Annotated in this window: 15 protein-coding genes and 1 riboswitch; of the genes, 10 read left to right on the forward strand and 5 right to left on the reverse strand. The window is 54.2% G+C overall.

Annotation, left to right across the window (positions count from 1 at the left end; translation table 11 throughout):
* Positions 1 to 5: 5 nt before the first annotated feature.
* The 3 genes from pilB to nadC all read right to left on the reverse strand — a co-directional run bounded on the left by pilB (position 6) and on the right by nadC (position 3,488).
* The gene (gene pilB / locus IDSA_RS00485) at positions 6 to 1,703 is read right to left on the reverse strand and encodes a type IV-A pilus assembly ATPase PilB (protein WP_034773436.1); all 1,698 of its coding nucleotides are present in this window, start codon (positions 1,701 to 1,703) and stop codon (positions 6 to 8) included.
* 114 nt (positions 1,704 to 1,817) lie between these two features.
* Positions 1,818 to 2,270, reverse strand: a complete 453-nt coding sequence (locus IDSA_RS12230) for a pilin (RefSeq protein ID WP_051985961.1) — start codon at positions 2,268 to 2,270, stop codon at positions 1,818 to 1,820.
* A gap of 168 nt (positions 2,271 to 2,438) precedes the next feature.
* A riboswitch (cyclic di-GMP riboswitch) is annotated at positions 2,439 to 2,539 on the reverse strand.
* 106 nt (positions 2,540 to 2,645) lie between these two features.
* Complete coding sequence (gene nadC / locus IDSA_RS00495) at positions 2,646 to 3,488, reverse strand: carboxylating nicotinate-nucleotide diphosphorylase (protein WP_034774867.1); 843 nt, start codon at positions 3,486 to 3,488, stop codon at positions 2,646 to 2,648.
* Between the two features lie 213 nt (positions 3,489 to 3,701).
* Here nadC and ampD point away from each other — a divergent pair, with 213 nt between their 5' ends.
* The 10 genes from ampD to IDSA_RS00545 all read left to right on the forward strand — a co-directional run bounded on the left by ampD (position 3,702) and on the right by IDSA_RS00545 (position 18,909).
* On the forward strand, positions 3,702 to 4,253 hold the full coding sequence (ampD, locus tag IDSA_RS00500) for a 1,6-anhydro-N-acetylmuramyl-L-alanine amidase AmpD (protein WP_034774868.1): 552 nt from the start codon (positions 3,702 to 3,704) through the stop codon (positions 4,251 to 4,253).
* Positions 4,254 to 4,265: 12 nt separating this feature from the next.
* Positions 4,266 to 5,078, forward strand: coding sequence for a regulatory signaling modulator protein AmpE (gene ampE, locus IDSA_RS00505; RefSeq protein WP_034773438.1), 813 nt, complete (start codon positions 4,266 to 4,268; stop codon positions 5,076 to 5,078).
* A gap of 77 nt (positions 5,079 to 5,155) precedes the next feature.
* The gene (pdhR, locus tag IDSA_RS00510) at positions 5,156 to 5,911 is read left to right on the forward strand and encodes a pyruvate dehydrogenase complex transcriptional repressor PdhR (RefSeq protein WP_034773440.1); all 756 of its coding nucleotides are present in this window, start codon (positions 5,156 to 5,158) and stop codon (positions 5,909 to 5,911) included.
* Positions 5,912 to 5,920: 9 nt separating this feature from the next.
* Positions 5,921 to 8,590 (forward strand): pyruvate dehydrogenase (acetyl-transferring), homodimeric type, encoded by a 2,670-nt coding sequence (gene aceE, locus IDSA_RS00515; RefSeq protein ID WP_034773443.1) that lies wholly within the window; start codon positions 5,921 to 5,923, stop codon positions 8,588 to 8,590.
* Between the two features lie 21 nt (positions 8,591 to 8,611).
* Positions 8,612 to 10,420: a dihydrolipoyllysine-residue acetyltransferase gene (aceF, locus tag IDSA_RS00520; RefSeq protein ID WP_034773445.1), complete on the forward strand. Its 1,809-nt coding sequence runs from the start codon at positions 8,612 to 8,614 to the stop codon at positions 10,418 to 10,420.
* Between the two features lie 80 nt (positions 10,421 to 10,500).
* On the forward strand, positions 10,501 to 11,928 hold the full coding sequence (lpdA, locus tag IDSA_RS00525) for a dihydrolipoyl dehydrogenase (RefSeq protein ID WP_034773446.1): 1,428 nt from the start codon (positions 10,501 to 10,503) through the stop codon (positions 11,926 to 11,928).
* 137 nt (positions 11,929 to 12,065) lie between these two features.
* Entirely contained in the window at positions 12,066 to 14,129 is a 2,064-nt protein-coding gene (locus IDSA_RS00530) for a M13 family metallopeptidase (RefSeq protein WP_034773448.1), read from the forward strand.
* Between the two features lie 21 nt (positions 14,130 to 14,150).
* On the forward strand, positions 14,151 to 14,498 hold the full coding sequence (locus tag IDSA_RS00535; protein WP_034773449.1) for a hypothetical protein: 348 nt from the start codon (positions 14,151 to 14,153) through the stop codon (positions 14,496 to 14,498).
* Between the two features lie 51 nt (positions 14,499 to 14,549).
* On the forward strand, positions 14,550 to 15,791 hold the full coding sequence (locus IDSA_RS00540; RefSeq protein ID WP_051985962.1) for an efflux RND transporter periplasmic adaptor subunit: 1,242 nt from the start codon (positions 14,550 to 14,552) through the stop codon (positions 15,789 to 15,791).
* Positions 15,781 to 18,909 carry an efflux RND transporter permease subunit gene (locus tag IDSA_RS00545; protein WP_034773451.1) on the forward strand — a complete coding sequence of 1,043 codons (3,129 nt, stop codon included), beginning with the start codon at positions 15,781 to 15,783 and terminating at the stop codon, positions 18,907 to 18,909. The genes IDSA_RS00540 and IDSA_RS00545 overlap by 11 nt, the downstream gene beginning before the upstream one ends.
* A gap of 6 nt (positions 18,910 to 18,915) precedes the next feature.
* On the opposite strand, the gene IDSA_RS00550 is transcribed toward IDSA_RS00545, so the two are convergent.
* Together IDSA_RS00550 and IDSA_RS00555 are read right to left on the reverse strand one after the other, a co-directional pair.
* A complete protein-coding gene (locus tag IDSA_RS00550) occupies positions 18,916 to 23,244 on the reverse strand; it encodes a FecR family protein (RefSeq protein WP_034773452.1) in 4,329 nt (1,442 codons plus the stop codon).
* Positions 23,234 to 24,598: a tetratricopeptide repeat protein gene (locus IDSA_RS00555; RefSeq protein ID WP_034773454.1), complete on the reverse strand. Its 1,365-nt coding sequence runs from the start codon at positions 24,596 to 24,598 to the stop codon at positions 23,234 to 23,236. Before IDSA_RS00555 ends, IDSA_RS00550 begins: the two co-directional genes overlap by 11 nt.
* Positions 24,599 to 24,666 lie beyond the last annotated feature (68 nt).

Here is a 24,666-nt window from a genome sequence, read left to right on the forward strand (position 1 = left end):
CGCCCTTAGGAGCTGGTAACCCGGTTGGCCTCAATTAAACTTATCAAACCAGAGGCCACTTTCCGCAGTGCGGACTGCCGCAACGAGTGAATTCCTTCGCTTCGCGCTTGTTTAGCTATTTTCTGGGCGCCGGCGCTGGTCATTATAAGCTCCTGGATGGCAGCGGTAATAGGCATAACTTCGTAAATACCCGTACGACCTTTATAGCCGCCGGTGCATTGATCGCAACCCACTGCTTTATGGATATTCAGTTCCGGAATCTGTTCTTTGGTAAAGCCCTGACGTAGTAGTTCTTCCTCGGGCAGTTGCTCTGGCTCTTTACAGATATTGCACAGGCGCCGGGCGAGGCGCTGGGCAATGATCAGGGTCACTGAGCCGGCAATATTATAAGCCGGTACGCCCATATTCATCAGCCGGGTCAGGGTTTCTGATGCCGAGTTGGTGTGCAGGGTTGATAGCACAAGGTGACCGGTTTGCGCCGCCTTAATAGCAATTTCGGCAGTTTCCAGATCGCGGATCTCACCGACCATAACCACATCAGGATCCTGCCGCAAAAACGACCGCAATGCATCGGCAAAGCCAAGCCCTGCCTTCACATTAATCTGCACCTGGTTAATACCCTGCAGGTTGATCTCCACCGGATCTTCGGCGGTGGAAATGTTGCGCTCCGGGGTATTCAGGATATTCAGGCCGGTATAAAGCGATACTGTTTTACCTGAGCCCGTAGGCCCGGTGACCAGAATCATGCCCTGGGGTTTGGTCAGCGCCTCTTCAAAGCGCTGCTGCTGTTCGGGTTCATAACCCAGCGATTCAATGCCCATCATGGCGGCGGCGGAATCGAGGATCCGCAGCACTAGTTTTTCGCCGTACAGGGTGGGCAGTGAACTGACCCGGAAATCGATGGCTTTATGCTTGGATAATTTCAGTTTAATCCGGCCATCCTGGGGCAGGCGGCGCTCGGCAATATCCAGCTGCGCCATCACCTTCAGGCGGGCGGCGATACGGCCGGTGAGGGCAACCGGCGGCCGGGCGATTTCATGTAGCACGCCATCGATACGAAAACGTACCCGGTATTCGGTCTCATAGGGCTCAAAGTGTAAGTCTGAGGCGCCCCGCTTAATGGCATCCAGCAGCAGCTTGTTGATATAAATAACAATAGGGGCGTCATTTTTGACTTCCGCCGCCACCGAACCGGCCTCATCAGCACCCTGATCCAGGGCGTCAATGTCGCGCAGTTCCTGCTCATCTTCGGCAGTCACACCCAGCATCGAGCTTTCGCTCTCCAGCAGTTTATCGATCAGCTTCTGGAGCTTATGCTCTTCAACCAGCACCGCTTCGGTCTGCATGCGGGTGCGGAACTGGAACTCATCCAGGGTTTCAATACGGGTCGGGTCTGATACCGCGATATAAAGAATATTGCCGCGCTGATACAGCGGTACCGCATGATTTTTGCGAATCAGGCGTTCGTTGATAAATTCAGTGGGAACAAGATCAGGATTAAAAGCGTTGAGATCCAGCCAGGGACAGTTGGATTCGTTATAACAAAATTCGGCAAGTTCTTCGGGATTTAATAATTTACGATCCAGCAATACACTGGTGAAAGGCAGTTTAGCTTCCCATGCATATTCACTGGTGGCAGTGAGCTGCGCTTCCGGGACTTTTTTATCACGCAGCAACAGCGCCGCGAGGGAGTGGTGCAGCATGATAGACCTTTAAATAAAGAATGCAGCAGGCCTGATAGCGCCTGCTGCACGGTTTGACTAAAGGGTAAGCAAAAGAATGCTTTCCTCAATCATCGTACGTTCACTCTAAAGCTTTTAAACAGCAGTGTATAGTTCCGTACAGCCATCAACCCGGCTGTCATCGCCAAAGTCGCTGCAGGAAATGGTCCAGGACAGACTGGCGTCGTCAGTGGTGTCCGGCGTCAACTGCACGCTGATCTGCCCACCAGCTGCACTAATTGCATCTAGTTCTGCAGTAATGACACCCGCTGCAACCGAAACTGAATTTAGTCCGGCAGCAGGCGAATCAGTTGTATCAGCAGGAATGCGATGTGCGCCCGCGCTACAGGTGTCCAAAGCACCGATAGTCTGATAGCACAGAGCTACATGCGTTTTATATGAAGCAAGTGCGGCTAACCCAGTGCTGGCTTTTGCCCGCTGGGTATAATCGCTGTACATAGGAATGGCCACGGCGGCCAGGATGCCGATGATGGCTACTACAATCATCAGCTCGATTAAAGTAAAACCACGTTGTTTATTCGCGTTCATGAAATATCTCCCGAAAATCCTAATTGTTTTTATTGTTGTATAGAGGTGGCGTTCATTGCTGTAAGCCTGCCTTATTACACAACAAACTTATCTGCACTAGCCGAAAGACAAGTGGTTTTGCTTTACGACTACAAACTGCCGAGAAGCCACTCCATCCACCAGACTTTAGCCTGCAGCCCCGCTATCCGTTCACATCAGGTTTTATCCCGGGTGAGTTTGGACCGGAGGTTTTGCGTCATTGTCTCTCGACAACTTTGCCTTTTAAAGCACGCCTGGCAAACCACGAATCCGTTCCGTGGTTGCGCACTGCCCTTCAAACATAGCAGATTGCAAGGCGCCGTCAATAGTTTTGCAACATCAGTGATGTGACATCAGTTATGCAACATCAAATCGCAGGGAAAGATCAATCGCCTGCAGATGTTTGGTCAAAGCTCCTGATGAAATGAAGTCCACCCCGGTAGAGGCAAGCTCCCGCAAGCGCTCATGGGTGATATTACCGGACACTTCCAGCTGGGTACCTTCAGTACGGGCGCCCACAGCGGTACGGATATCGTCGATGGAGAAGTTGTCCAGCATGATAATGTCAGCGCCGGCATCCAGCGCCAGCTGGTACTCTGTAAGGTTTTCCACTTCAACTTCAACGGGCTTGCCGGGATTGAGTTCACGGGCTTTAGTTACAGCGGCGTCAATACTGCCGCAAGCCATGATGTGGTTTTCTTTAATCAGGTACGCATCGTACAGGCCAACGCGGTGGTTATGACCGCCGCCGCAAACCACGGCATATTTGAGCGCTGTGCGCAGGCCGGGAATGGTTTTACGGGTATCCAGCAGCCGGGTGGTCGTACCTGTTAATTCAGCCACATAGCCTGCGGTGGTGGTAGCAACGCCGGATAAAGTCTGCAGAAAATTCAGCGCGGTGCGTTCGCCGGTAAGAATAGCACGGGCTGGCCCCTGCAATTCACAGAGGACACTGCCGGCGGTAACCACATCGCCGTCGTCAGCATGCCAGTTAATATGCACCTCACCGCCAAGCTGCAGGAAGACCTGCTCAACCCAGGGCCGGCCACATAGCACAGCGTCTTCGCGGGTAATAATGGTGGCACGGGCCTGCTGATCCGCAGGAATGAGCTGCGCGGTAATGTCGTTGTCCGGCTGTACACCGTTTAAATCTTCGGTCAGCGCCCGCTGCACCATTTGCTGGCGGTCAATGGTAAGCAATTCAGTTTCTACTCGGGTATCCATAATTGGGCTCCAGATCCGTCAGGCGCTATAAAGAATGAGTGAACTATTATCGGTGCTAAGTGTGCCAGGTTTCAACCGGCAAGCGCTGCTACTTTACCGCGACTGCCACGCCGCGCTAGGATGTAGCCTGTTCAGGCTGAGCAGGTGTGACAACTTACTTTGGTAACCGAAAACGTGATAACAAAAACCATGATAGCAGAAGGTTGGCTGCCCGGCGCAACCCAACGGCAGTCGCCGCATCAAGATGCCCGGCCCGATCCGGACGATATCAGTTTGCTGGTGGTGCACGGTATCAGTCTGCCGGCGGGGGAGTTTGGCGGGGCTTATATTGATGATCTCTTTATGGGCCAGCTGGATCATCAGGCGCACCCGGAGTTTGCCCCGTTACAAGGTCTGCGGGTGTCAGCGCATTGTCTGATCCGCCGCGATGGCGAACTGGTGCAGTATGTGCCTTTTCATCAGCGTGCCTGGCATGCCGGCCGCTCAAGCTACGCCGGCCGGCGGCGTTGTAATGACTTCTCAATTGGTATTGAACTTGAGGGAACCGACACGGCACCCTACACTAAAGAGCAGTATCAACAACTTGCACAGGTTGCTGCTGAGCTTATTGCGACCTATCCACAACTGAGCAGACAGCGTATTGTAGGCCATCAGCACATTGCCCCGGTACGCAAAACGGATCCGGGTCCGGCCTTTGACTGGGCCTACTTTAAGCAGCAATTAGCACTGCTGAGCAACTGACAGGATAAAACTATGTACTTGCTGGCGATTTTACTGGCTTATTCGTTAGAACGGACGGTGCAGCTCGGCCGTAACTGGGAGTGGCGCCGGCTGGTGCTGCGCTGGCAGCATTTGCAGATTGCCCAGGGCAAGATTGAAGAATGGCGTCAGCATAGTCTGGGTAAGGTGCTGTGGGCGATTATTCCGGCGCTGATCATCTGGTTTGTACTCGCCTTATTTCATAACACGCTGCTGACGTTTCTGGTCAGTGTAGGTGCGCTGTTTCTGGCCATCCGGGTGCCGGCAGCACGCGCGGCATATCGCGGCTACCTTGATGCGGCTACCAGCGGCGATGACGAAACTGCCAGCGACTGCCTGCGGAAGTTACAGAAAATGGCGGACCGCCACGAAGAAGCACCGATCGAAAATGTGCTGCTGTGGATCCACCTGCGTCATTACTTTGCGGTATTTCTGTATTTCCTGCTATTTGGCATCGTCGGTGCGCTGGTGTACGCCACCTTGCGTGATATGCGTCATCCGCACAACGAGCGCTGGTCGACCGCACAACAGGTCATCGACTGGTTGCCAACCCGGATCATGACCTTAGGCTTTCTGCTGGTTGGTAATTTCTCCAGAGCCGCACCGGTGTGGCTGAGCTCAATTGGAAATGTGCCACAGGGCAACTATGCGGCGGCAACCAAAATTGCGGCAGCGGCAGAGGATCTGACACCAAAGCATGAGGATGACATTACCAGTACTGCTCTGACCACCGTCGCGCTGGTGAAACGCAACATGCTGTTATTTATCGTATTACTGGCGGTGCTAACCATAGGCGGCTGGTTCTGATCGAGAAAAGTTTGGGCTTTGCCGGAACTTGATCTACAATGTGTGGGTAATTGGTCTTACCAACACGGTCACAACATATGGCTTTTGAACGTATACAACAGACAAAATTGTCGGATGTGATCATGGAGCGCATTGAAGCCATGATCGTTGACGGCACTCTGGCAGCCGGTGCCCGGCTGCCGTCTGAGCGTGATCTTGCCCATAAATTTTCAGTTTCCCGCCCCAGTTTGCGGGAAGCAATTCAAAAGCTCGAAGCCCGTGGTTTGCTTGAGCGGCGTCAAGGTGGCGGTACTTATGTCTGCGATAACATGCAGCAGCGGGTCGCCGAGCCGTTATTAGAACTACTGGCTAAGCATCCTGAGTCACAATTTGATTTGCTGGAATTCCGCCATGCGCTGGAGGGCATTTCATCCTACTATGCTGCCTTACGCGGCACCGCTCAGGATCTGGAGCAAATTGAACAGAGTTTCCGGAATATCGCGGAAGACCCGGGCGCTGAGCTCAAAGCACAGGCTCAGGCCTTAGTCGATTTTAATCTGCGGATCTGCGAGGCCTCACACAATGTGATCCTGCTGCATCTGGTTCGCAGTATGCAACCGTTACTGGTTAAGAATATTGAGCAAAACCTGCAGGACCTGGCCCATAAGCCGGGCATCATGCAGCAGCTTCATGAACACCGGCGGCAAATTGTCGCTGCGATTACTGCCGGCGAGCCGGAACAGGCGCGTGAAGCCTGTCACCAGCTGCTGGCCTATATTGAACATGCGTTGCTTACCTCGAATCGTGAACAGTCACGGATTCAGCGGTCGCTACGCCGAACTCAGACAGGGTAAGGATTAAGTATGACTGATCATTTGAAAGATGACATCGACCCACAGGAAACGCGCGAGTGGATTGACGCGCTTGAGGTCGTACTGGAAGCAGACGGCCCTGAGCGCGGTCATTTTCTGCTGGAATCGCTGATTGAGAAAGCCCGCCGTAGCGGTGCTTTCTTACCTTATGCAGCCACCACAGCGTACCTGAACACCATCCCGGCCAGCCAGGAGCCAACAGTTCCGGGTAATCAGAGCATGGAATCACGGATCCGCGCGGCAATTCGCTGGAACGCGCTGGCGATGGTATTACGTGCTTCCAAGAAAGAGCTCGAGCTAGGTGGTCATATTTCCAGCTTTGCCTCATCGGCAATGTTGTATGACGTTGGTTTTAACCATTTTTTCCGCGCTCCGACTGATGAAGACGGCGGCGATTTTCTGTTTATCCAGGGTCATGCTTCGCCGGGTATCTATGCCCGCGCTTTCCTTGAAGGCCGCATTACTGAAGAGCAGATGAATAATTTCCGTCAGGAAGTGGACGGCAAAGGGTTGTCGTCTTACCCGCACCCCAAGCTGATGCCGGAATTCTGGCAGTTCCCTACGGTTTCTATGGGTCTGGGCCCGATTCAGGCGATTTATCAGGCGCGTTACCTGAAATACCTTACCGACCGTGGCATTAAAGATTGCTCTAACCAGCGCGTTTACTGCTTCCTGGGTGACGGCGAGGTAGACGAGCCGGAAAGCCTGGGCGCTATCGGCCTGGCGACCCGTGAAGGGCTGGATAACCTGACCTTTATCGTCAACTGTAACCTGCAGCGCCTCGATGGCCCGGTGCGTGGTAACGGTAAAATCATCCAGGAACTGGAAGGCACCTTCCGCGGTGCCGGCTGGGAAGTCATTAAAGTGATCTGGGGCCGCTACTGGGATCCGTTGTTGTACCGGGATACCGAAGGCAAGCTGGCGCAGATCATGCAAGACAGCGTTGACGGCGAATACCAGAATTACAAAGCCAAGGGCGGCGCCTACACCCGCGAAAACTTCTTTGGCAAAACCAAAGAAACTGAAGCTATGGTTGCGAATCTGTCAGACGAAGATATCTGGCGTCTGAATCGTGGCGGCCATGATCCGGTGAAAGTGTACGCGGCGTACAATAAAGCGGTAAATACCAAAGGCCGGCCGCAGGTTATCCTGGCGAAAACTGTTAAAGGTTATGGCATGGGCGCGGCTGGTGAAGGCAAGAACATTGCCCACCAGGTGAAAAAGATGGACATGGATGCGCTCAAGCATTTCCGTGACCGCTTTAACATTCCGATTAAAGACAGTGAACTGGAAGACATTCCGCTGTACAAATTCCCTGATGACAGCGAAGAGATGAAATACCTGCGCGAGCGCCGCGAGGCGTTAGGCGGTTACATGCCGGTGCGCAAGCCAAAAACCAAAGTTGAACTCGAAGTTCCTTCACTGAAAGCCTTTGAGGTAGTTACCAAGGGTTCGGGTGAGCGTCAAATCTCCACTACCATGGCCTTTGTACGGGTACTGAACGCCTTACTGAAAGATAAGAAAATCGGTGAGCGCATTGTGCCGATTATCCCGGATGAGGCCCGCACCTTTGGTATGGAAGGCCTGTTCCGTCAGGTTGGCATTTACTCCAGCCAGGGCCAGAAATACGAGCCCCAGGATGCCGACCAGGTAGCTTATTACCGTGAAGACAAGCAAGGCCAGGTACTGCAGGAAGGCATTAACGAACTGGGTGCCATGGCATCCTGGGTTGCCGCAGCAACCAGCTATGCCAACAACGACGAGCCGATGATTCCGTTCTACATCTATTATTCGATGTTCGGTTTCCAGCGCGTCGGTGACCTGGTGTGGGCGGCCGGCGACATGCAGGCGCGCGGCTTCCTGGTCGGTGGTACCGCCGGGCGAACGACCCTCAACGGTGAGGGTCTGCAGCATCAGGACGGCAGCAGCCATATCCTGTTTAATACAGTACCTAACTGTATTACTTATGATCCGACCTTCGGTTACGAAGTGGCGGTGATTGTGCAGGACGGTATGCGCCGGATGTATGAAGATCAGGAAAATGTCTTCTACTACCTGACCGTAATGAACGAAAACTACCTGCAGCCAGAAATGCCGGAAGGTATTGAGGAAGGCATCCTCAAAGGCATGTATGAACTTGAGCAGCATAAAGCCAAAAAAGCCAAAGGCGAAGTGCAGCTGTTAGGCTCGGGTACTATTCTGCAGCAGGTGCGCGAAGCAGCGAAAATGCTGGCGGATGACTTTGGTATCTCAGCCACCGTATACAGCGCAACCTCGTTCAATGAACTGGCGCGTGACGGTATGGATGTGGATCGCTACAACATGCTGCATCCGGATAAGAAAGCCAAAACTGCTTACGTAACGGACCTGTTGAAGAAGGCCAAAGGGCCAACCATTGCTGCGACGGATTACATGAAGCTGTATGCGGATCAAATCCGCGCCTGGGTACCGACGCCATATCGCGTGTTGGGTACAGATGGCTTCGGCCGCTCGGACAGCCGCGAGAACCTGCGCCGTCACTTTGAAGTGAACCCGCAGTATATTGTTGTGGCCGCATTGAGCGAGCTGGCTAAAGCCGGGGATATCGACAAGAAAGTGGTTGCCAAAGCAATCAAAGACTTCGATATCGACACCGATAAACTCAACCCACTGTACGCATAAGCGACGGGAGCGGAGGCAACCATGGCAGATAAAAAAGAAGTGCTGGCCCCCGATTTGGGCGGCGAAGAAGTTGAAGTGATTGAGGTTCTGGTCAGCGAAGGCGACCAGCTGGAACAGGAAGACGCCATGATCACTGTTGAAAGTGATAAGGCATCGATGGATATTCCGGCACCTTTCGCTGGCAAAGTGGCCGAACTCAAAGTCAAAACCGGCGACAAAATCAGTGAAGGCGATCTGATCGCCATGTTTGAAGCAGCCGGCGATGATGAAGCTGACGAAGACACTGAGGATAAAAAAGAACAGAAAGAAGAAAAGGGCGAAGAGCCTGAAGAAGATCAGGACGAAGAAGACGAAAAAGAGCACAAAGAGCGTGCTGCAGAAACCGAAACCTCTGACGAAGATGAAGATGAAGAGGAAGGTGAAAGCAAAGTCATCGAAGTCAAAGTCCCTGATATTGGCGAAGCTGACGAAGTCGAGATCATCGAAGTGCTGGTCAGTGAAGGCGACGAAATCAGCAAAGAAGACGGCCTGATTACGCTGGAAACCGACAAGGCAACCATGGATGTCCCCAGCCCTGAAGCGGGCGTGGTGGAATCGGTGGAAGTCAGTGTCGGTGACAAGGTTAAAGAAGGCTCGCTGATCCTCAAACTGAAAATCAAGAGCGCCGGCAAAAAGTCAGAGAAGTCAGAAGCGAAAAAAGAAGAGAAGAAAGAAGAGCCGAAGCAAAAGGAATCTGACGAGGGCGAAGACAAAGAATACGACAAGTCGGATCGCCGGGATAAATCCCAGCAGCGCGGCAAGGCTTATGATCAGAATGAGCCGGAGTTCTCGCCGGACGAAGCCATGGGTATCCGCAAGCCGCCGGTTCCTGATCATCCGATGGACCGCAAGGGCAAGGCGGAAGGCCTGGCCTACGCTTCGCCTGCAGTGCGGCGTCTGGCGCGCGAGTTCGGTGTGGATCTGAATCAGGTCGAAGGCTCGGGGCGTAAAGACCGTATCCTCAAAGAAGACGTCCAGGATCACGTCAAATACGAACTGTCACGGCCCAAAGCAACTGGCGGTAGTTCAGCCAAAGGCGCCGGTGGTCTGCAGGTTATCGCACAACCGAAAGTTGATTTCAGCAAGTTCGGTGAAATCGAAGAGGTGCCGCTGACGCGTATTCAGAAGATCTCCGGCCCCAACCTGCACCGCAACTGGGTGACTATCCCGCATGTGACGCAGTTTGATGAAGCCGATATCACTGAGCTGGAAGCGTTCCGTAAGAGCGAGAACCAAGCGCAGGCGAAGAAAAAAGACGGCATCAAGATCACGCCGCTGGTGTTTATCATGAAGGCGGTGGCCAAAGCACTGCAGGAATACCCGCAGTTCAACTCGTCACTGGCCGAAGACGGCGAGCACCTGATCATGAAGAAATACATCCACCTGGGCATTGCGGTGGATACGCCAAATGGCCTGATGGTTCCGGTGGTTCGTGATGTCGATAAAAAAGGCATTTACGCGTTATCCGATGAGCTGGCGGATATCAGTTCACGGGCGCGCGATGGCAAGCTGAAAACCCAGGATATGCAGGGTGGCTGCTTCTCAATTTCCAGCCTTGGCGGCATTGGCGGAACGGCATTCACGCCGATCGTAAATGCGCCTGATGTGGCTATTCTCGGTGTTTCGAAAAGCGAGATGAAGCCGAAGTGGAATGGTGATGAGTTTGAGCCACGGCTGATACTGCCGCTGAGCTTGTCCTATGATCACCGGGTTATCGACGGTGCACTGGCAGCGCGCTTCAGTGTGTACCTGAGCAATGTGCTGTCCGATATACGGAAACTTGTGCTGTAAAGTAAACAATTGCCGATGGGGCTGTTATAATGCGCCCCATCGCATTTTAGCCCCGATTTGAACGAATAAAAGAGGTCGTCATGAGCAAAGAAATTAACGCCGAGGTAGTGGTACTTGGTTCTGGTCCTGGTGGATACTCTGCGGCGTTCCGCGCTGCCGACTTAGGCCTGGACACTGTCCTGATTGAGCGCTACAGCACCTTAGGAGGTGTCTGTCTGAACGTGGGTTGTATCCCGTCCAAAGCCCTGTTGCACATTGCCAAGCACATTGACGATGCCAAGCATATGAAAAGCGAAGGCGTGGATTTCGGTGATCCGAAAATCGACCTCGACCAGATGCGCAAGCACAAAGACAAAGTCGTCGGTCAGTTAACTGGCGGCCTGGATCAGATGGCGAAGCTGCGCAAAGTCAAAGTTGTTAATGGCTATGGCGAGTTCACCAGTGATACCTGCATCACCGTAAAAGGCGATGAAGGCGATACCAAGGTTAACTTTAAGAACGCTATCATCGCGGTAGGTTCTGAGTCGATCAAGCTGCCTTTCGTGCCGCATGAAGACGAACGTATCTGGGACTCAACCGCGGCGCTGGAACTGCGTTTTGTACCGGATCGCATGTTACTGCTGGGCGGCGGCATCATCGGCCTGGAAATGGGTAACGTATACAGCTCACTGGGCTCTAAAGTTGATGTGGTGGAAATGACCGATCAGCTGATCCCACCGGCTGATAAAGACATCATGAAAGCCTTTATGAAAAGTGCCACCAAGCGCTTTGACAATATCTGGCTGAACACCAAGGCCACTAAAGTTGAAGCAAAGAAAGACGGCGTACACGTAACTTTTGAAGGCAAAGACGCTCCGGAAAAACCAGTGCGTTACGATGCGGTGCTGGTGGCAGTAGGCCGTTCACCCAATGGTAAGAAAATCGGCGCTGAAAATGCCGGTGTTCAGGTTAGCGATCGCGGCTTTATTGAAGTTGATAAGCAGATGCGCACCAGCGCCAAGCACATCTTCGCCATTGGTGACGTAGTAGGTCAGCCAATGCTGGCACACAAAGGCACCCATGAAGGCCATGTTGCTGCTGAAGTGATTGCCGGTAAGAAACACTATTTCGATCCTAAGGTGATTCCTTCGATTGCCTATACGGATCCGGAAGTCGCATGGGCTGGTGTCACCGAGAAAGAAGCCAAAGAGCAGGGTATCGAGTACCACACCGCGGTGTTCCCATGGTCGGCTTCAGGCCGGGCGATTGCCCAGGGCTCTACCGACGGTATGACCAAGCTGTTATTTGACAAAAATAACCGCATTATCGGTGGTGCTGTAGTAGGTTCTAACGGTGGCGAACTGATGGGCGAAATCTGCCTGGCTATCGAAATGGGTTGTGATGCAGAAGACATCGCCCTGACTATCCACGCGCATCCAACGCTGCATGAATCAGTTGGTCTGGCCGCGGAAGTCTATGAAGGCTCAATTACCGACTTACCAAACAAGAAAGCTGTTAAAAAGAAATAAGCCTGCAGCGGTCTTGCTAAAGTCGACGAATCAACCGGTCATTGCGGCGCAATGACCGGTTTTTTATTGTCTGCGCTGTACTGATCAAGTATGGTCGTAACGCGAACAAATTTATTCTCTACAGTGGAAACCCATACATGAATAAAGTATCAACTTTAGCACTGAGCGTGGCGCTGGCACTTGGTGTCGCAGCTTGCTCACCCCAGCAGGGCGAACAGACGAAAACAGCACAACAACAAGAACAAAAAGAGCTGACGTCAGGCCTGAAACTGGCAGATTTTAATACGGAAGTGCGTCCGCAGGACGATCTCTTTACTTACGTTAACGGCGGCTGGTACGAGCGTACTGAGCTTCCCGCGGATAAATCACGGATTGGCTCTTTCCATGAGCTGCGTGATGAAAACCAGGAACGTCTGCGTAAAATCATCGAAACCGCAGCCGCCAGTAATCCTGAGCCACGTAGCAACGAAGCAAAACTCGGTAACTTCTACAACAGCTTTATGGACGTTGAGCGCCTGAACAGCCTGGGCATCACGCCGATTGCCGGCGACCTGGAAGCGATCGCGTTACTGGATAACCATACTGACGCAGCGACGCATATGGCCACCCATGCGCGCATGGGGGTCAGCAATCCGTTCGGTTTTTACGTCTACCCCGACGCCAAAGATCCTGAAACCAATGCCATGTACATGTCACAGTCAGGTTTGGGTCTGCCGGATCGCGATTACTACCTGAAAGACGAAGAGAAGTTTAACGAGATCCGTGCCCAGTATCAGGACTATATCGCCGATATGCTGGAACTGGTTGGCTATAGCGAGACTGAAGCCGCTGCTGAAGCTATCCTTGAGCTGGAAACCAAACTGGCAGAAATTCAGTGGAGCCGGGTGGAAAGCCGCAATGCGGATAAAACCTACAATAAGCACACCACTGCAGAGCTGCAGGAACTGTTTGGCAGCTTTGATTTCGCCGCCTTCGCGGAGCCTGCCGGAATTACTGTCGCTGATGCCGCTATTGTACGCCAGCCGTCGTACTTTAACGCCTTTGGCGAGCTGTTTGACAATGTGCCGCTGGAAACCTGGAAGCACTACATGACGCTGAAGTTAGTGGATCGCTTCTCAAGCGCGCTGACCGAAGAAATCAATGACCGCCGCTTCGCCTTTTACGGTGCGGTGCTGCAAGGCACCCCGGAACAGGAAGAGCGCTGGAAGCGTGGCGTTTCAGCTACCGATAATGCCTTAGGCGAAGTGCTGGGGCAGGTTTATGTGGCTGAATACTTCCCGCCGGAAGCCAAAGCCCGCATGGAAGAACTGGTTGACAACCTGATTGTCGCTTACGGAGATTCCATCCAGGATCTGGAGTGGATGACGGATGAGACCAAGCAAAAAGCCCTGGAAAAGCTAAACAAGTTTACCCCTTATATCGGTTACCCGAGCGAGTGGCGGGACTACTCTGGGCTGGTGGTGGCGACTGACGATCTGGTCGGTAACTACAAGCGTTCCAGAGCCTTTGATTATGAAGAAAATATCAGCAAGATCGGCAAGCCGGTGGATGAAGAAGACTGGGGCATGACGCCACAGACGGTTAATGCGTACTACAGCCCGGTGCGTAACGAAATCGTATTCCCGGCTGGTATTCTGCAGCCGCCATTCTTCAACATGAACGCTGAAGATGCGGTGAACTACGGCGGCATCGGCGCGGTTATAGGGCACGAACTGGGTCATGGCTTTGATGACCAGGGCTCGAAATATGACGGCGAAGGCAACCTGCGCAGCTGGTGGACCGACGACGATCGCAACGCCTTTGATGAGCGCGGTGGCAAGCTGGCGGCACAGTATGATGGCTATGAAGTCATCGACGATGTGTTCATTAACGGCAAGCTGACCTTAGGTGAGAACATCGGCGATCTGGCTGGCCTGACTATCGCTTACCGTGCTTATCAGAAGTCACTCGGTGATGAGTCAGCACCGGTAATGGATGGCTTCACCGGCGAACAGCGGGTGTTCCTTGGCTGGGCTCAGGTTTGGAAGAACAAAGCGCGTGATGAATATGTCCGTAATCAGGTGTTAAGCGATCCGCACGCACCAGCGGATTACCGGGTGAACGGTACCGTGGTGAATATTCCGGCGTTTTATGAAGCCTTTGACGTTAAACCTGGTGATGAATTGTATCTGCCGCCAGAAGAACGCGTGACTATCTGGTAATAAATTGCGTATACTGGAGCTATGAAAACATTTCTGATGCTGATCATAGTAAGTCTGATGCTGGGGCCGCTTGCGGCTCCGGCACAGGCTGTTGCTGCTGATCAGGCCCATCATCAGACTGTCGCTGCTGATGAACATGACTGTTGCGATGAGCAGGGCACGATGACTGTTGCGCAAATGCAACATCAGGACTGTGAACCCAACTGTACCGATTGCCAGCACCACTGCAGTTCATTCGCCTCAGGGCTGATGACAGTGCGGTTACTGGATTCCAATCTGGCTGGGCAGGCACAGTGGCCGGCTGAAATTACTTCCCCGTTAAACCGAATCGAACGTCAGGATCGCCCCCCACTTCCTGTAATAAGCTAACTGGTTCCGCTATCGCCTGATAGCCGTAGTTTATTTTTGCAGGAGTTTTGTATGATACACCGCTATTTATTAGTCGCTCTGTTGGCCTTGCAGCTGGCCGTTTTTCCGGCCGTCGCGCAAGACATGACGGATATTCACGACCACGAAGACATCGTGGTAGAAGCCGAAGAAGAAATCCAGTATGTATGCCCCATGCACAGCCATATTGTGCGCGACCAGCCGGGTAATTGTCCGATCTGTGGTATGGATCTGGAGCCGCAGGTGATGGTGGAAGAGATCCGCGTCGAAGTCAGCGGGCAGATGCAACAGAATCTGGGCATCACCACTGCGGTGGTCGACTACGATACGCTCTGGCGCTATTACGCCACCATAGCCACTGTCCAGTGGAATGATAATGCCCGCATGCATGTGCATCCGCGCGCCTCGGGGTGGCTCGAAGCCCTGAACGTACGCAGCGTTGGCGAGCGGGTAAATAAGGGCGATAAGCTGTATGAAATCTATAGCCGGGATTTAGTGGTGGCCCAGCAGGATTTTCTGCAGACCCTTGATGCTATTAGTGCCTTTAACAATATCCAGCGTGAACGGCTGATCCGCGATGGCAAGCTGCGGCTTAAGCTACTGGGCATGAACGAAGCGCAGATCGAAACCCTCCAGAAAAGCAAAGAACTCATGTACGAGGTTGCCGTGTACGCGCCCCAGAGCGGTACCGTCACCGCGCTTGGCGTGGCTGAAGGCATGTACGTTGAGCCCGGCACCGAAGTGATGACTATCACTGCTGACAACAGCATGTGGCTGATTGCCGATGTACCAGAGCGCTACAGCAGTTGGCTGAACGTGCAGGCACCGGTTGATGTCACGCTGGCGCAAGCCGGTCTCCATGAATACGAAACCGAAGTGGATTACATCTATCCGGAACTGGATCCTGTAGCGCGGACTCAGCGGGTCCGAATTATGCTGCCGAAAGAAAGTGATCAGTCCAATCTGCTGGTTGGCATGCAGGCGAATGTGGAACTTTATGGCGGCCCGAAACGCGAAGTGCTGACTGTGCCACTGGAAAGCCTGATCATCATCGGTGAGAAGAACCGCGTGATTGTGCAGCGTCCGGATCAGAGTTTTGAACAACGGGATGTGCATGTCGGCCTTGTCGTCGGTAACCAGGCTGAAATTTTGCATGGTCTCAGCGCCGGAGAGAGAGTAGTCACTTCAGGCCAGTTCCTGCTGGATTCCGAAGCCAGCCTGCGTGGCAGCCGTCTGCGTCAGCCGCAGCCTGCGGGAGATGCCCATGCTCACTAAGATCATTAACTGGTCGCTGGCGAACCGGATGCTGGTGATCATCGCCGCTATTCTGGCGGCCTGGATGGGCTGGCGGGCGATGATGAACACCCCGCTGGATGCCATACCGGATCTGTCCGACGTACAGGTCATCGTCAAAACCCCTTATCCGGGGCAGGCTCCGCAGTTAGTCGAAGAACAGGTTACCTGGCCGCTGGCCAACCTGATGCTGTCGGTGCCGGGTTCAACCCAGGTGCGTGGCTATTCATTTTTTGGTGACTCTTATCTGTATATCCTGTTTGAAGACGGCACGGATATTTACTGGGCCCGCAGCCGGGTACTGGAGTATCTGAATCAGGCCAGCGATCGCTTGCCGGCCGGCGTTACCCCCTCACTCGGTCCTGATGCCAGCGGTGTCGGCTGGGTGTTTCAGTACGCGCTGGTGGATCGCAGCGGCGAACATAACCTCGGCGAGCTCACCAGCCTGCAGAACTGGTTCCTGAAACAGGAACTACAAAGTGTTGCCGGCGTATCCGAAGTCGCCACTGTTGGCGGCATGGTGCAGGCTTATCAGGTGGTGGTCGATCCCGATCGCATGCAGGCTTATGGCCTGACCCTGGAGCAGCTTCAGCAAAGCATTACCGCTGCTAACCGTGAAGTGGGCGGTGGTATCGTGGAAATGGCTGAAGCCGAATATATGGTACGGGGAACCGGTTACATCCAGTCGCTGGAGGATTTACGAACCCTGCCGCTGCCGGTGCGCAGTGAAGCGGGCGCCGTCATTACCCTGGACGATGTCGCCGATGTGCGGCGTGGCCCCCAAAGCCGGCGTGGTATTGCTGAGCTGAACGGTGAGGGCGAAGTGGTTGGTGGTATCGTGGTGATGCGCCATGGTGAAAACGCCCTGGCCACCATCGAGCGGGTAAAGGAAAAACTCAAAGGCTTGCAGCAGGGATTGCCAGCCGGCGTAGAAATTGTGCCGACCTATGATCGCTCGGATTTGATTAATCGCGCGGTGGATAACCTCACCGAAAAGCTGATTGAGGAAATGGGGCTGGTGGCGTTGGTCACCATCTTGTTCCTGCTGCATGTGCGCTCAGCGCTGGTGGCCATTATTACCCTGCCATTGGCGGTGTTAATGAGCTTTATGGTGATGCGCTATCTCGGCATTAACGCTAACATCATGAGTCTGGGCGGTATCGCCATTGCCATCGGTGCGCTGGTGGATGCCGCTATTGTTATGGTCGAGAACGCCCATAAACATCTGGAGCATTACCGGGAACAGCATGGTACCGAGCCCAAAGGCGCGGTGCACTGGCAGTTGATCGGCAAAGCCACCAGTGAAGTTGGCCCGGCGCTGTTCTTATCGCTGCTGATTATTACCTTAAGCTTTATTCCGGTATTTGCGCTGGAAGACCAGGAAGGGCGTTTATTCAGTCCGCTGGCCTATACCAAGACCTTTGCCATGGCAGCCGCGGCGCTGTTGTCGATTACGCTGGTACCGGTGCTGATGGGCTTTTTCGTGCGCGGCAAAATCATCAGCGAGCAGCGCAATCCTCTGACCCGCTTTTTGATATGGCTTTACCGTCCAGTGCTGAGCCTGGTGCTGAAATTCCCGAAATCCACGGTAGTGGTGGCGATACTGATTGCCGCCAGTAGCTTGTATCCTTACTCCAAGCTGGGCACTGAATTTATGCCGGCGATGCAGGAGGGCGATCTGCTTTATATGCCCACCACCATGCCGGGCATCAGCCCGGCGGCCGTGGGTGAGCTGCTGCAGCGCACGGATCGGCTGATCATGCAGGTGCCGGAAGTGAAACAGGTATTTGGTAAAACTGGCCGCGCTGATACCGCCACGGATCCGGCACCGCTGACCATGCTGGAAACCACGATTCAGCTTAAGCCTGAAAGCGAGTGGCGCGAAGGCTTCACCATCCAGGACATTATTGCCGATCTCGACGCTACCGTGCGGGTTCCGGGCATTACCAATGCCTGGGTGCAGCCCATCAAAACCCGCATTGATATGCTGTCTACTGGCCTTAAAACCCCGCTTGGGCTGAAGATCGCCGGGCCGGATCTGGCCGAGATTCAGCGTATTGGTGCGGAACTTGAACAGCGGCTGGCCAACGCGCCGGGCGTGGCATCGGTGTTCGCTGAGCGGCCGGCGTCCGGGCGCTACATTGAAATTCGCCCGGATTTAGCCAAGGCAGCACGCTATGGTATTGAGCAAGCTGACATCCAGCGCATTATTCAGTACGCCATTGGCGGTGCAATGATTGATGAAACCGTTGAGGGTACCGAGCGCTATCCGATCACCCTGCGTTATCCGCGGGCACACCGCGATCACGTCGAAAGTATCCGACAGTTGCCGGTTATCAGTAGTTCCGGCGCCTGGGTTACGCTGGAGCAGGTGGCCACCATCGAAGTGGTGGAAGGCCCCGGCATGATCCGCAGCGAAAATGCCCGGCCCACCGGCTGGGTGTTCATCGATGTGTTGCCGGAGATGTCCGTTGGTGAGTTCCTGACCACCGCCGAGCCCTTGCTGGCGGACTATGAACTACCGCCGCGTTACAGCCTGAGCTGGTCAGGGCAGTACGAATCAATGGAACGGGTCAGTGCCAAGCTTAAGGAAGTCATTCCACTCACCCTGGCGATCATTCTGGTATTGCTGTACCTGACCTTCCGCTCAGTGAAACAGGCGGTACTCATCATGGGGACGCTACCACTGGCGCTGGCAGGCAGCCTCTGGTTTATCTGGTACCTGGGCTTTAACCTGTCGATTGCGGTCATGGTGGGGATGATTGCGCTGGCCGGTGTGGCCGCTGAGTTTGGCGTGGTAATGCTACTGTATCTGAATAACGCCTGGCAGGATCGCACTGTACGTAATGAACAGACGTTGCACGAAGCGGTGATGGAAGGCGCGGTACTACGGGTGCGGCCAAAAGCGATGACGGTGATTACCATTATCGCCGGCCTGTTGCCCATCATGCTGACGCACGGCACCGGTAGCGAGGTGATGCAACGGATTGCCGCGCCTATGATTGGCGGCATGATACTGGCACCTTTGCTCTCCTTGCTGGTGCTGCCAGCAGTCTATTACGCCTACTGGCAGTTCCGCTTACGCCAGCAGGCCCGTTAGACTGCGCTAAGGTTCTAAAATAATACGCGGTTGTCCCGGCCGCGGGAGAGCCGCATCTTCAGCCAGGCGTTGCAGCGATTGCTGTAGCGCCTGCTGCTGAATCAACTCACCGTGCAGCAGGCTCTGTTGCAACAGAATCTCGGGTGGCAGTTGTGTCGCCGGATCAATTCCCTGCGGATAATCAGCCGTACTGATATCACTGCCTTCAGTAACCTGCCAGTAGCCCCAGTCTGCTTCAGTGGTAGTATACAAACCGAGATCAGGTGGACCGAATATAACAGCCCCTGAATACCGCACATCGTTAGAGGTCCAGCCGCGGAACAAGCCCATTACGCCGTCAAAGTCGGCGCCGATAAAGCGACCACTGAACTCCCCCCCGCCATTGTTGAACAGACCACTGCCGGAAAGACTGATGGTATCGCTGGTAAAGAGATCAGAAACCAGACCGCTACCACTGAGGTCGCCGACCTCGGGGGTTCCTGTTGCATCATCCAGAAGGCGGAGAAAGCTTAAGTTCAGATCGAAACTACCTGCATCAAAATCAACCGCCAGATTACCGCTATCTATATAGGTATTGCCCTGATAGTTGCCACCGTCCTGCATCATGTCGGAAGTATAAAAGGTAAAGTCGATGCTGCCGGCAGGCAGCGGTGTGGTCGCCGGTGTCAGTTGATCCGTGCCTATATGCCAGAAAGTGCTGTCATTGCTATAGCCGGTTTCATCAAAGTTATAGGTTTCTGCACTCCAGTAGCCCCACCTTACCTTAACATCGGTGCCGGGAATCAGCACGGGTGCAAAGAGGCCGGAATAACGATCGGTGGTACCAACAGTAAATTCGCTGGTTGTGATCTGGCGGACGTTGCCAGAAAAGACCGTGACATAATCCTCGACGGATTCACCACTATCGTATTCGGTCAGTGCTAGCAGCACATCCGTTGGAGCGGAGCTGATCATCAACTCATCGTTACCTGATAATAAGCCGCCAGTCTCGGTCCAGCCTAGCTCTGAGAGACTTATTAACTGCTCACCGGGCACAAATATGCTGGTGCCGCGAAAATAGTCTTGGTTATCTGCAGTATAAGCGTCCAGCAGCGTGATAATTGCATCAAAGCTATCACCGGCGAAACGTGCTGAAAGGCTACCGCCACCGCCTTCAAAATAGCCATCGCCCAGCAGACTAATGACCTCGGCGCTGAACAAGTCCGCAACACTGGCAGAGCCATAGAGTCCGCCGCTGAAGAGCGGCTCTTCAAATTGAGTGGAGCTGGACAGTTGCAACCCGACATTGACATTGCCGGTGTCAAAATTGACCAGGATCTGCCCCGCAACGGCGAAGATATTTGTCGGATCCTGTAAGTCTGCAAGACTGGAATCAAGGAGATCATAAACTAAGGCGCCCGTGGGTAAGGTCGCGGTCTCCGGCGTCAGCGAGTCGGTGAGGGCAAACTGATAGGGGCTGCTGCTGTCTATTTCTGCGCCGGTACTGTCGGTTAACTGATAGCTGCCGGCAGCGAAAGTACCGAACCGGACACGAAGCGGATCACCATCGGTTTCGACATTGAATTCACCAAACCAGAAATCATCATCATCGAGATTAAACAGCGAACTTAGCGTCATGGAGCCGGTCTCGCCAGTCTGACCCGACAGAAGGAAGGCGCCTTCCTCAAACAGCGACGTCAGTCCATAGGTATTTTCAGCATCACTTAAAATACTCATAGCCTGGTTCATGCCCAACATACCACCGTTTTCCCAGCCGAATTCGGCAATGGCTGGGCCAAGCTGAGGATCCTGAGTAAAGACCAGGCTGCCGCGATAGTTTTCGGTTGCCGAGGAGGCGGTAAGCAGAGTCATCAAAGCGTCGAAATCCCCGCCGACAAACTGACCGAAGATACTACCGCCGCTGAAATAGCCTTCGCCGACAAGTTCCAAACCGCCTTCAGACTGATTGAGCAGAGCAGTGATGTCAGCAAGGGCTGATAAACGGCCCTCTTGGCCGTCGACGTCAAACAGCAGCATGACCAGCACCTGGGCGCTGGTGAAATCAACGATAACCTGGCCGCCGGTCGTTGTTGCCTGGGTTTGACTGTCATCACCTGTCAGGCCAGTACCACCGGCCGGACTGAAATTAAATACCCCGCTATCCGGCAGCGTGGCCGGTGCCAGTTCGTTGGCCGAAAGAAAATAGAAGTTGGCGTCACCGGATAGATCTGCGGTACTGTTTTCTGTGACGCTCTGCCCGGCATTCTCTGCCGCAGCATCCTCCGGCGCGAGGATCTGATAGCTCCCTGCTTTCCAGTAGCCCCAGTAGATTTCCAGTGGCCCGTCTGCGGTTTCGATTAGCAGCCGGTGGTCGGCGTTACCACCGACCAGGCCGTCCAGATCAAGCCCGAGAAAATGATACGAGCCACTGTCGCTGCTAGCCTGCTGGGCTAGCAAAGCGCCAGTGACGTCATCATCAGCGGCCTGTAACCAGCTGCCCACAGCACCAGCGGACAAGCTTATGCCCGGCAGGCCACTGATGCTGCCGCCGTCGCCCCAGCCCAGTTGTTGCATGCTGACATAGTCGGTATCCAGAAGCTGACAGGGAAAGTTAAACCAGCAGTCATTACTGAAAAACAGTGTGCCCCAGCCCGCCAGCTCGCTGCCATCGGAATTGATCAGCAAATGAAGCCCTGCCAGGAAGCCATCAAGACCCCAGTCGGCATCACCGCTGAAGGTACCGTATAGCGATGCTTCACTAACAATAGGGTTATCGCCAAGTTCACTGAGTGTCACCGCGCCGGCAAATATATCGGCGAAGCTGGCACTGCCCTGTAATTCATGGATATTGTCATCCAGATAAGTGAACGGCAGACTAACGGTGACGGTATTGCTGGTAAAGTCAATTTGCAGGGTGCTGTCGGCGGTAAATTCGGCCACACTACCATCGCTAAACAACACGCCGTAGTTCGATTGCAGACTGAGCAGCAAGCTTTGTTGCTGGTAGTACTGCTCAGCGAGCTCGTTCAGCGCGTTAATATCGGCCAGCGTGTAGTTTGCCAGCAGATAATGGAAGGTTCCGTCATCTGGCGCGGTAACCTCATTCAGGGCAAGCTCATAATCGCCTGCCTGCCAGAAGCCTTGGTATATCTGGTTGGCTGAGCCCGTATGCCAGCTACTGGCATCCAACTGCTGGGCAAAACCAGGCTTTGCGCCTTCCGCGGCAGTAAAAGTAAAGACCTCAGAATCCAGCCCGATCAATACGCCGTCGTCGTTGAAGTTGGTGCTGCCCGGCGCGGTGCGCTGCAGATAGCCGACGGCAGTGCCATCAAAGCCAAAGGATGGTAGAGCTGGATCAGGTTCAGGTTCAGGTTCAGGTTCGGGTTCAGGCTCGGGCTCGGGCTCAGGTTCAGGTTCGGGTTCAGGCTCGGGCTCGGGCTCAGGTTCGGGTTCGGGTTCAGGCTCAGGCTCAGGCTCGGGCTCAGGTTGAGGTTGTGGCTGTGGTTCAGGCTCCGGCTGATGCTCTTCCACTTCCTCCACCGCTTCCTGCTGGCCGGCATCCTCCTGCGCCTGCTCAGGTGGTGTCACCGGCATGTTGGTCGCCGGGGGCGTACCATTGCTGCCGGTATCCGCCGGAGTCACCGGCTCTGCAGCTGGCTCATTACCTTCACCTTCATCTTCGTCCGTGCTTTCTCCAGTCGGTGTTTCTTCATCAAATACCTCATCAGGGTCAACCGGCAGCGCCTGGGGCGGGGTTTCTGAGTCGGGTACGTAGAAGCTCTGACCGGCATCAACCAATTGTTCACCACCGCTGTTAGACATGGCCACCTGGCCGGTTGCTACCTGCAGATAGCTGCCAGTCGGGATAGAATTAAACTGGTTCTCACTGCCCGGTGGCACATGTACCACGCGTAACTCAGTGCCGCGGATGCCCATAGTGGCCACAGGCGTCTTAAACTCAACGGAGGACGGCGTGGCCGTACCCATAGCACCGGTAATAGCGCGAAAACCACCGCGGATGAGTTCGGAGCTTTGCTCGCCGCTGGCCGGGTCATCAGGATTATAGGTATGGGTGCGGACAATAAACTCTGAAGAAGGCCGCAGCGCGATCAGGCTGTCGTCGGTAAAGCGTAGCTGCACACTGGCGCCTTCGGCAGTAATAATCCGGTCGCCAACCAGCACCTGGGTATTACGGGCGGCGGTTAAGCTGTCGTCGTCGCGATCAATCCGGACCTCGCCAAATACAAAAAGTACCCGGGCCGCCAGTTCATTCGCTTGCGCGGTGAAGCTCATCAGCGTCAGGCTGAGGCTCAGCAGAGTCACCCATAAGGCATGGGACATACGATTAGTAAACATAAGTCACCGTCCATTGCAGCAAAGTCTGATCGAGATTAAAGAAGTCGATCGTGGAACTTTGGTCGCGGTAAAGCCCGGAGAGGCCAGTACGCCATTGCGGCGTGATCAGATAAGTCCACTCCAGACGTGTGGTGAGGGTATCATCGTCGCGATGGTCATCAACGCCACGATTAAATATCGCAAAATCTTCCTGCATATATCTCAGGCTATGGTAGTTGAGGCTGCCAAGCCAGTGGTGTCTGCCGGAGGCCTGATAATCAGCCTGTACCGACAGATAATTGCGCATAGCATCGCCGCCCGGTCGGGCTGGGCTGTTACTGACCCGCTCGGTTTCCAGAGCGTAGCGCGAGCGCAGTAAAAGATCAGGGCGCAACTGATATTGCCATTCAAATTCAAGCTGCGCGCCACGATAATCATTGCGGCGTGCATCGAAACTGAAATCCCGGGCCCGCAGATTAGCGATAAAGGTATGCTGGAGATCATAATTGTGCTGCCAGCCAACCAGCAGGCCGATGTGCGAGCGGAAATCCCCGTCATCAAGCCAGACCTGGCCCAGATCCACGCCATAGCGGATGCTATTTTTGGCATCCAGGCGCAGTCCGTACGCGGCACTACCCTGTAAAATTGTGGTATCAAAAGCGCGGGCCTCAGAATCCTCATTCACCCGCGCCTGGCCCGCCACCGAGAATTCAACAAACTGCCGGGCATCGATGTCGCGTTGATGAAACCAGACCCCGCGACCGGTGGCAAACTGGGTATCATCGGCCTCGAGAATAGCCAGCCCCTCAAGAAAGGTATTATCAAACAGATCAAAGCTGCTGGGGTAGTTGAGGTAATTACTGTCGTACCCATAATCCACGCTAAGCATCACCAGTTGAGAGCCTTCTGCTGCCCGGCGCCGGCGTTCAGCAATTTCGGTGCGATAGCGGGCGATGGCTTCCTGCGCTGAAGGAGGTGGATTAAAGCGCGCCAGGTAGTCCAGTTCGGCTTCCGATTTATTCAGTCGGTTCAGCGCCAGGTAACTTGCCGCCAGTTCAAGGCGCGCGCCGGCATGATTGGGATCGGATAAAATCGCCCTTTCCAGTGCCAGCGAAGCCAGCGTAGGCTGACCAGCGCGCAAAGCGACTACGCCGTACCAATAATCATAGCGCGCCATGCCAGCGTAGCTATCTTCCGCCTGTTGTAAGGCACTCAAAGCGGCGTCAGTGTTACCTTCCTGTAGCTGCTGTTTGGTAGTACGCAGCAGTTCTGATAGCTCGGCTTTACCCGAGGCGCTTGTAGAAGAGGTGATCTGAGCGCTGACAGGATTAGCACAAAGCAGGCACCCCAGTAGAACCAGGTTGCGGATAGTCATAGTCAGAATGAGTCCTTATTCTTGTTGCCATAATGTTAGGCCTGCCGCGCCCATAGTGCAACTTATGT

Origin of the sequence: Pseudidiomarina salinarum (genome assembly GCF_000753715.1) — a bacterium.
Lineage (GTDB): Bacteria > Pseudomonadota > Gammaproteobacteria > Enterobacterales > Alteromonadaceae > Pseudidiomarina > Pseudidiomarina salinarum.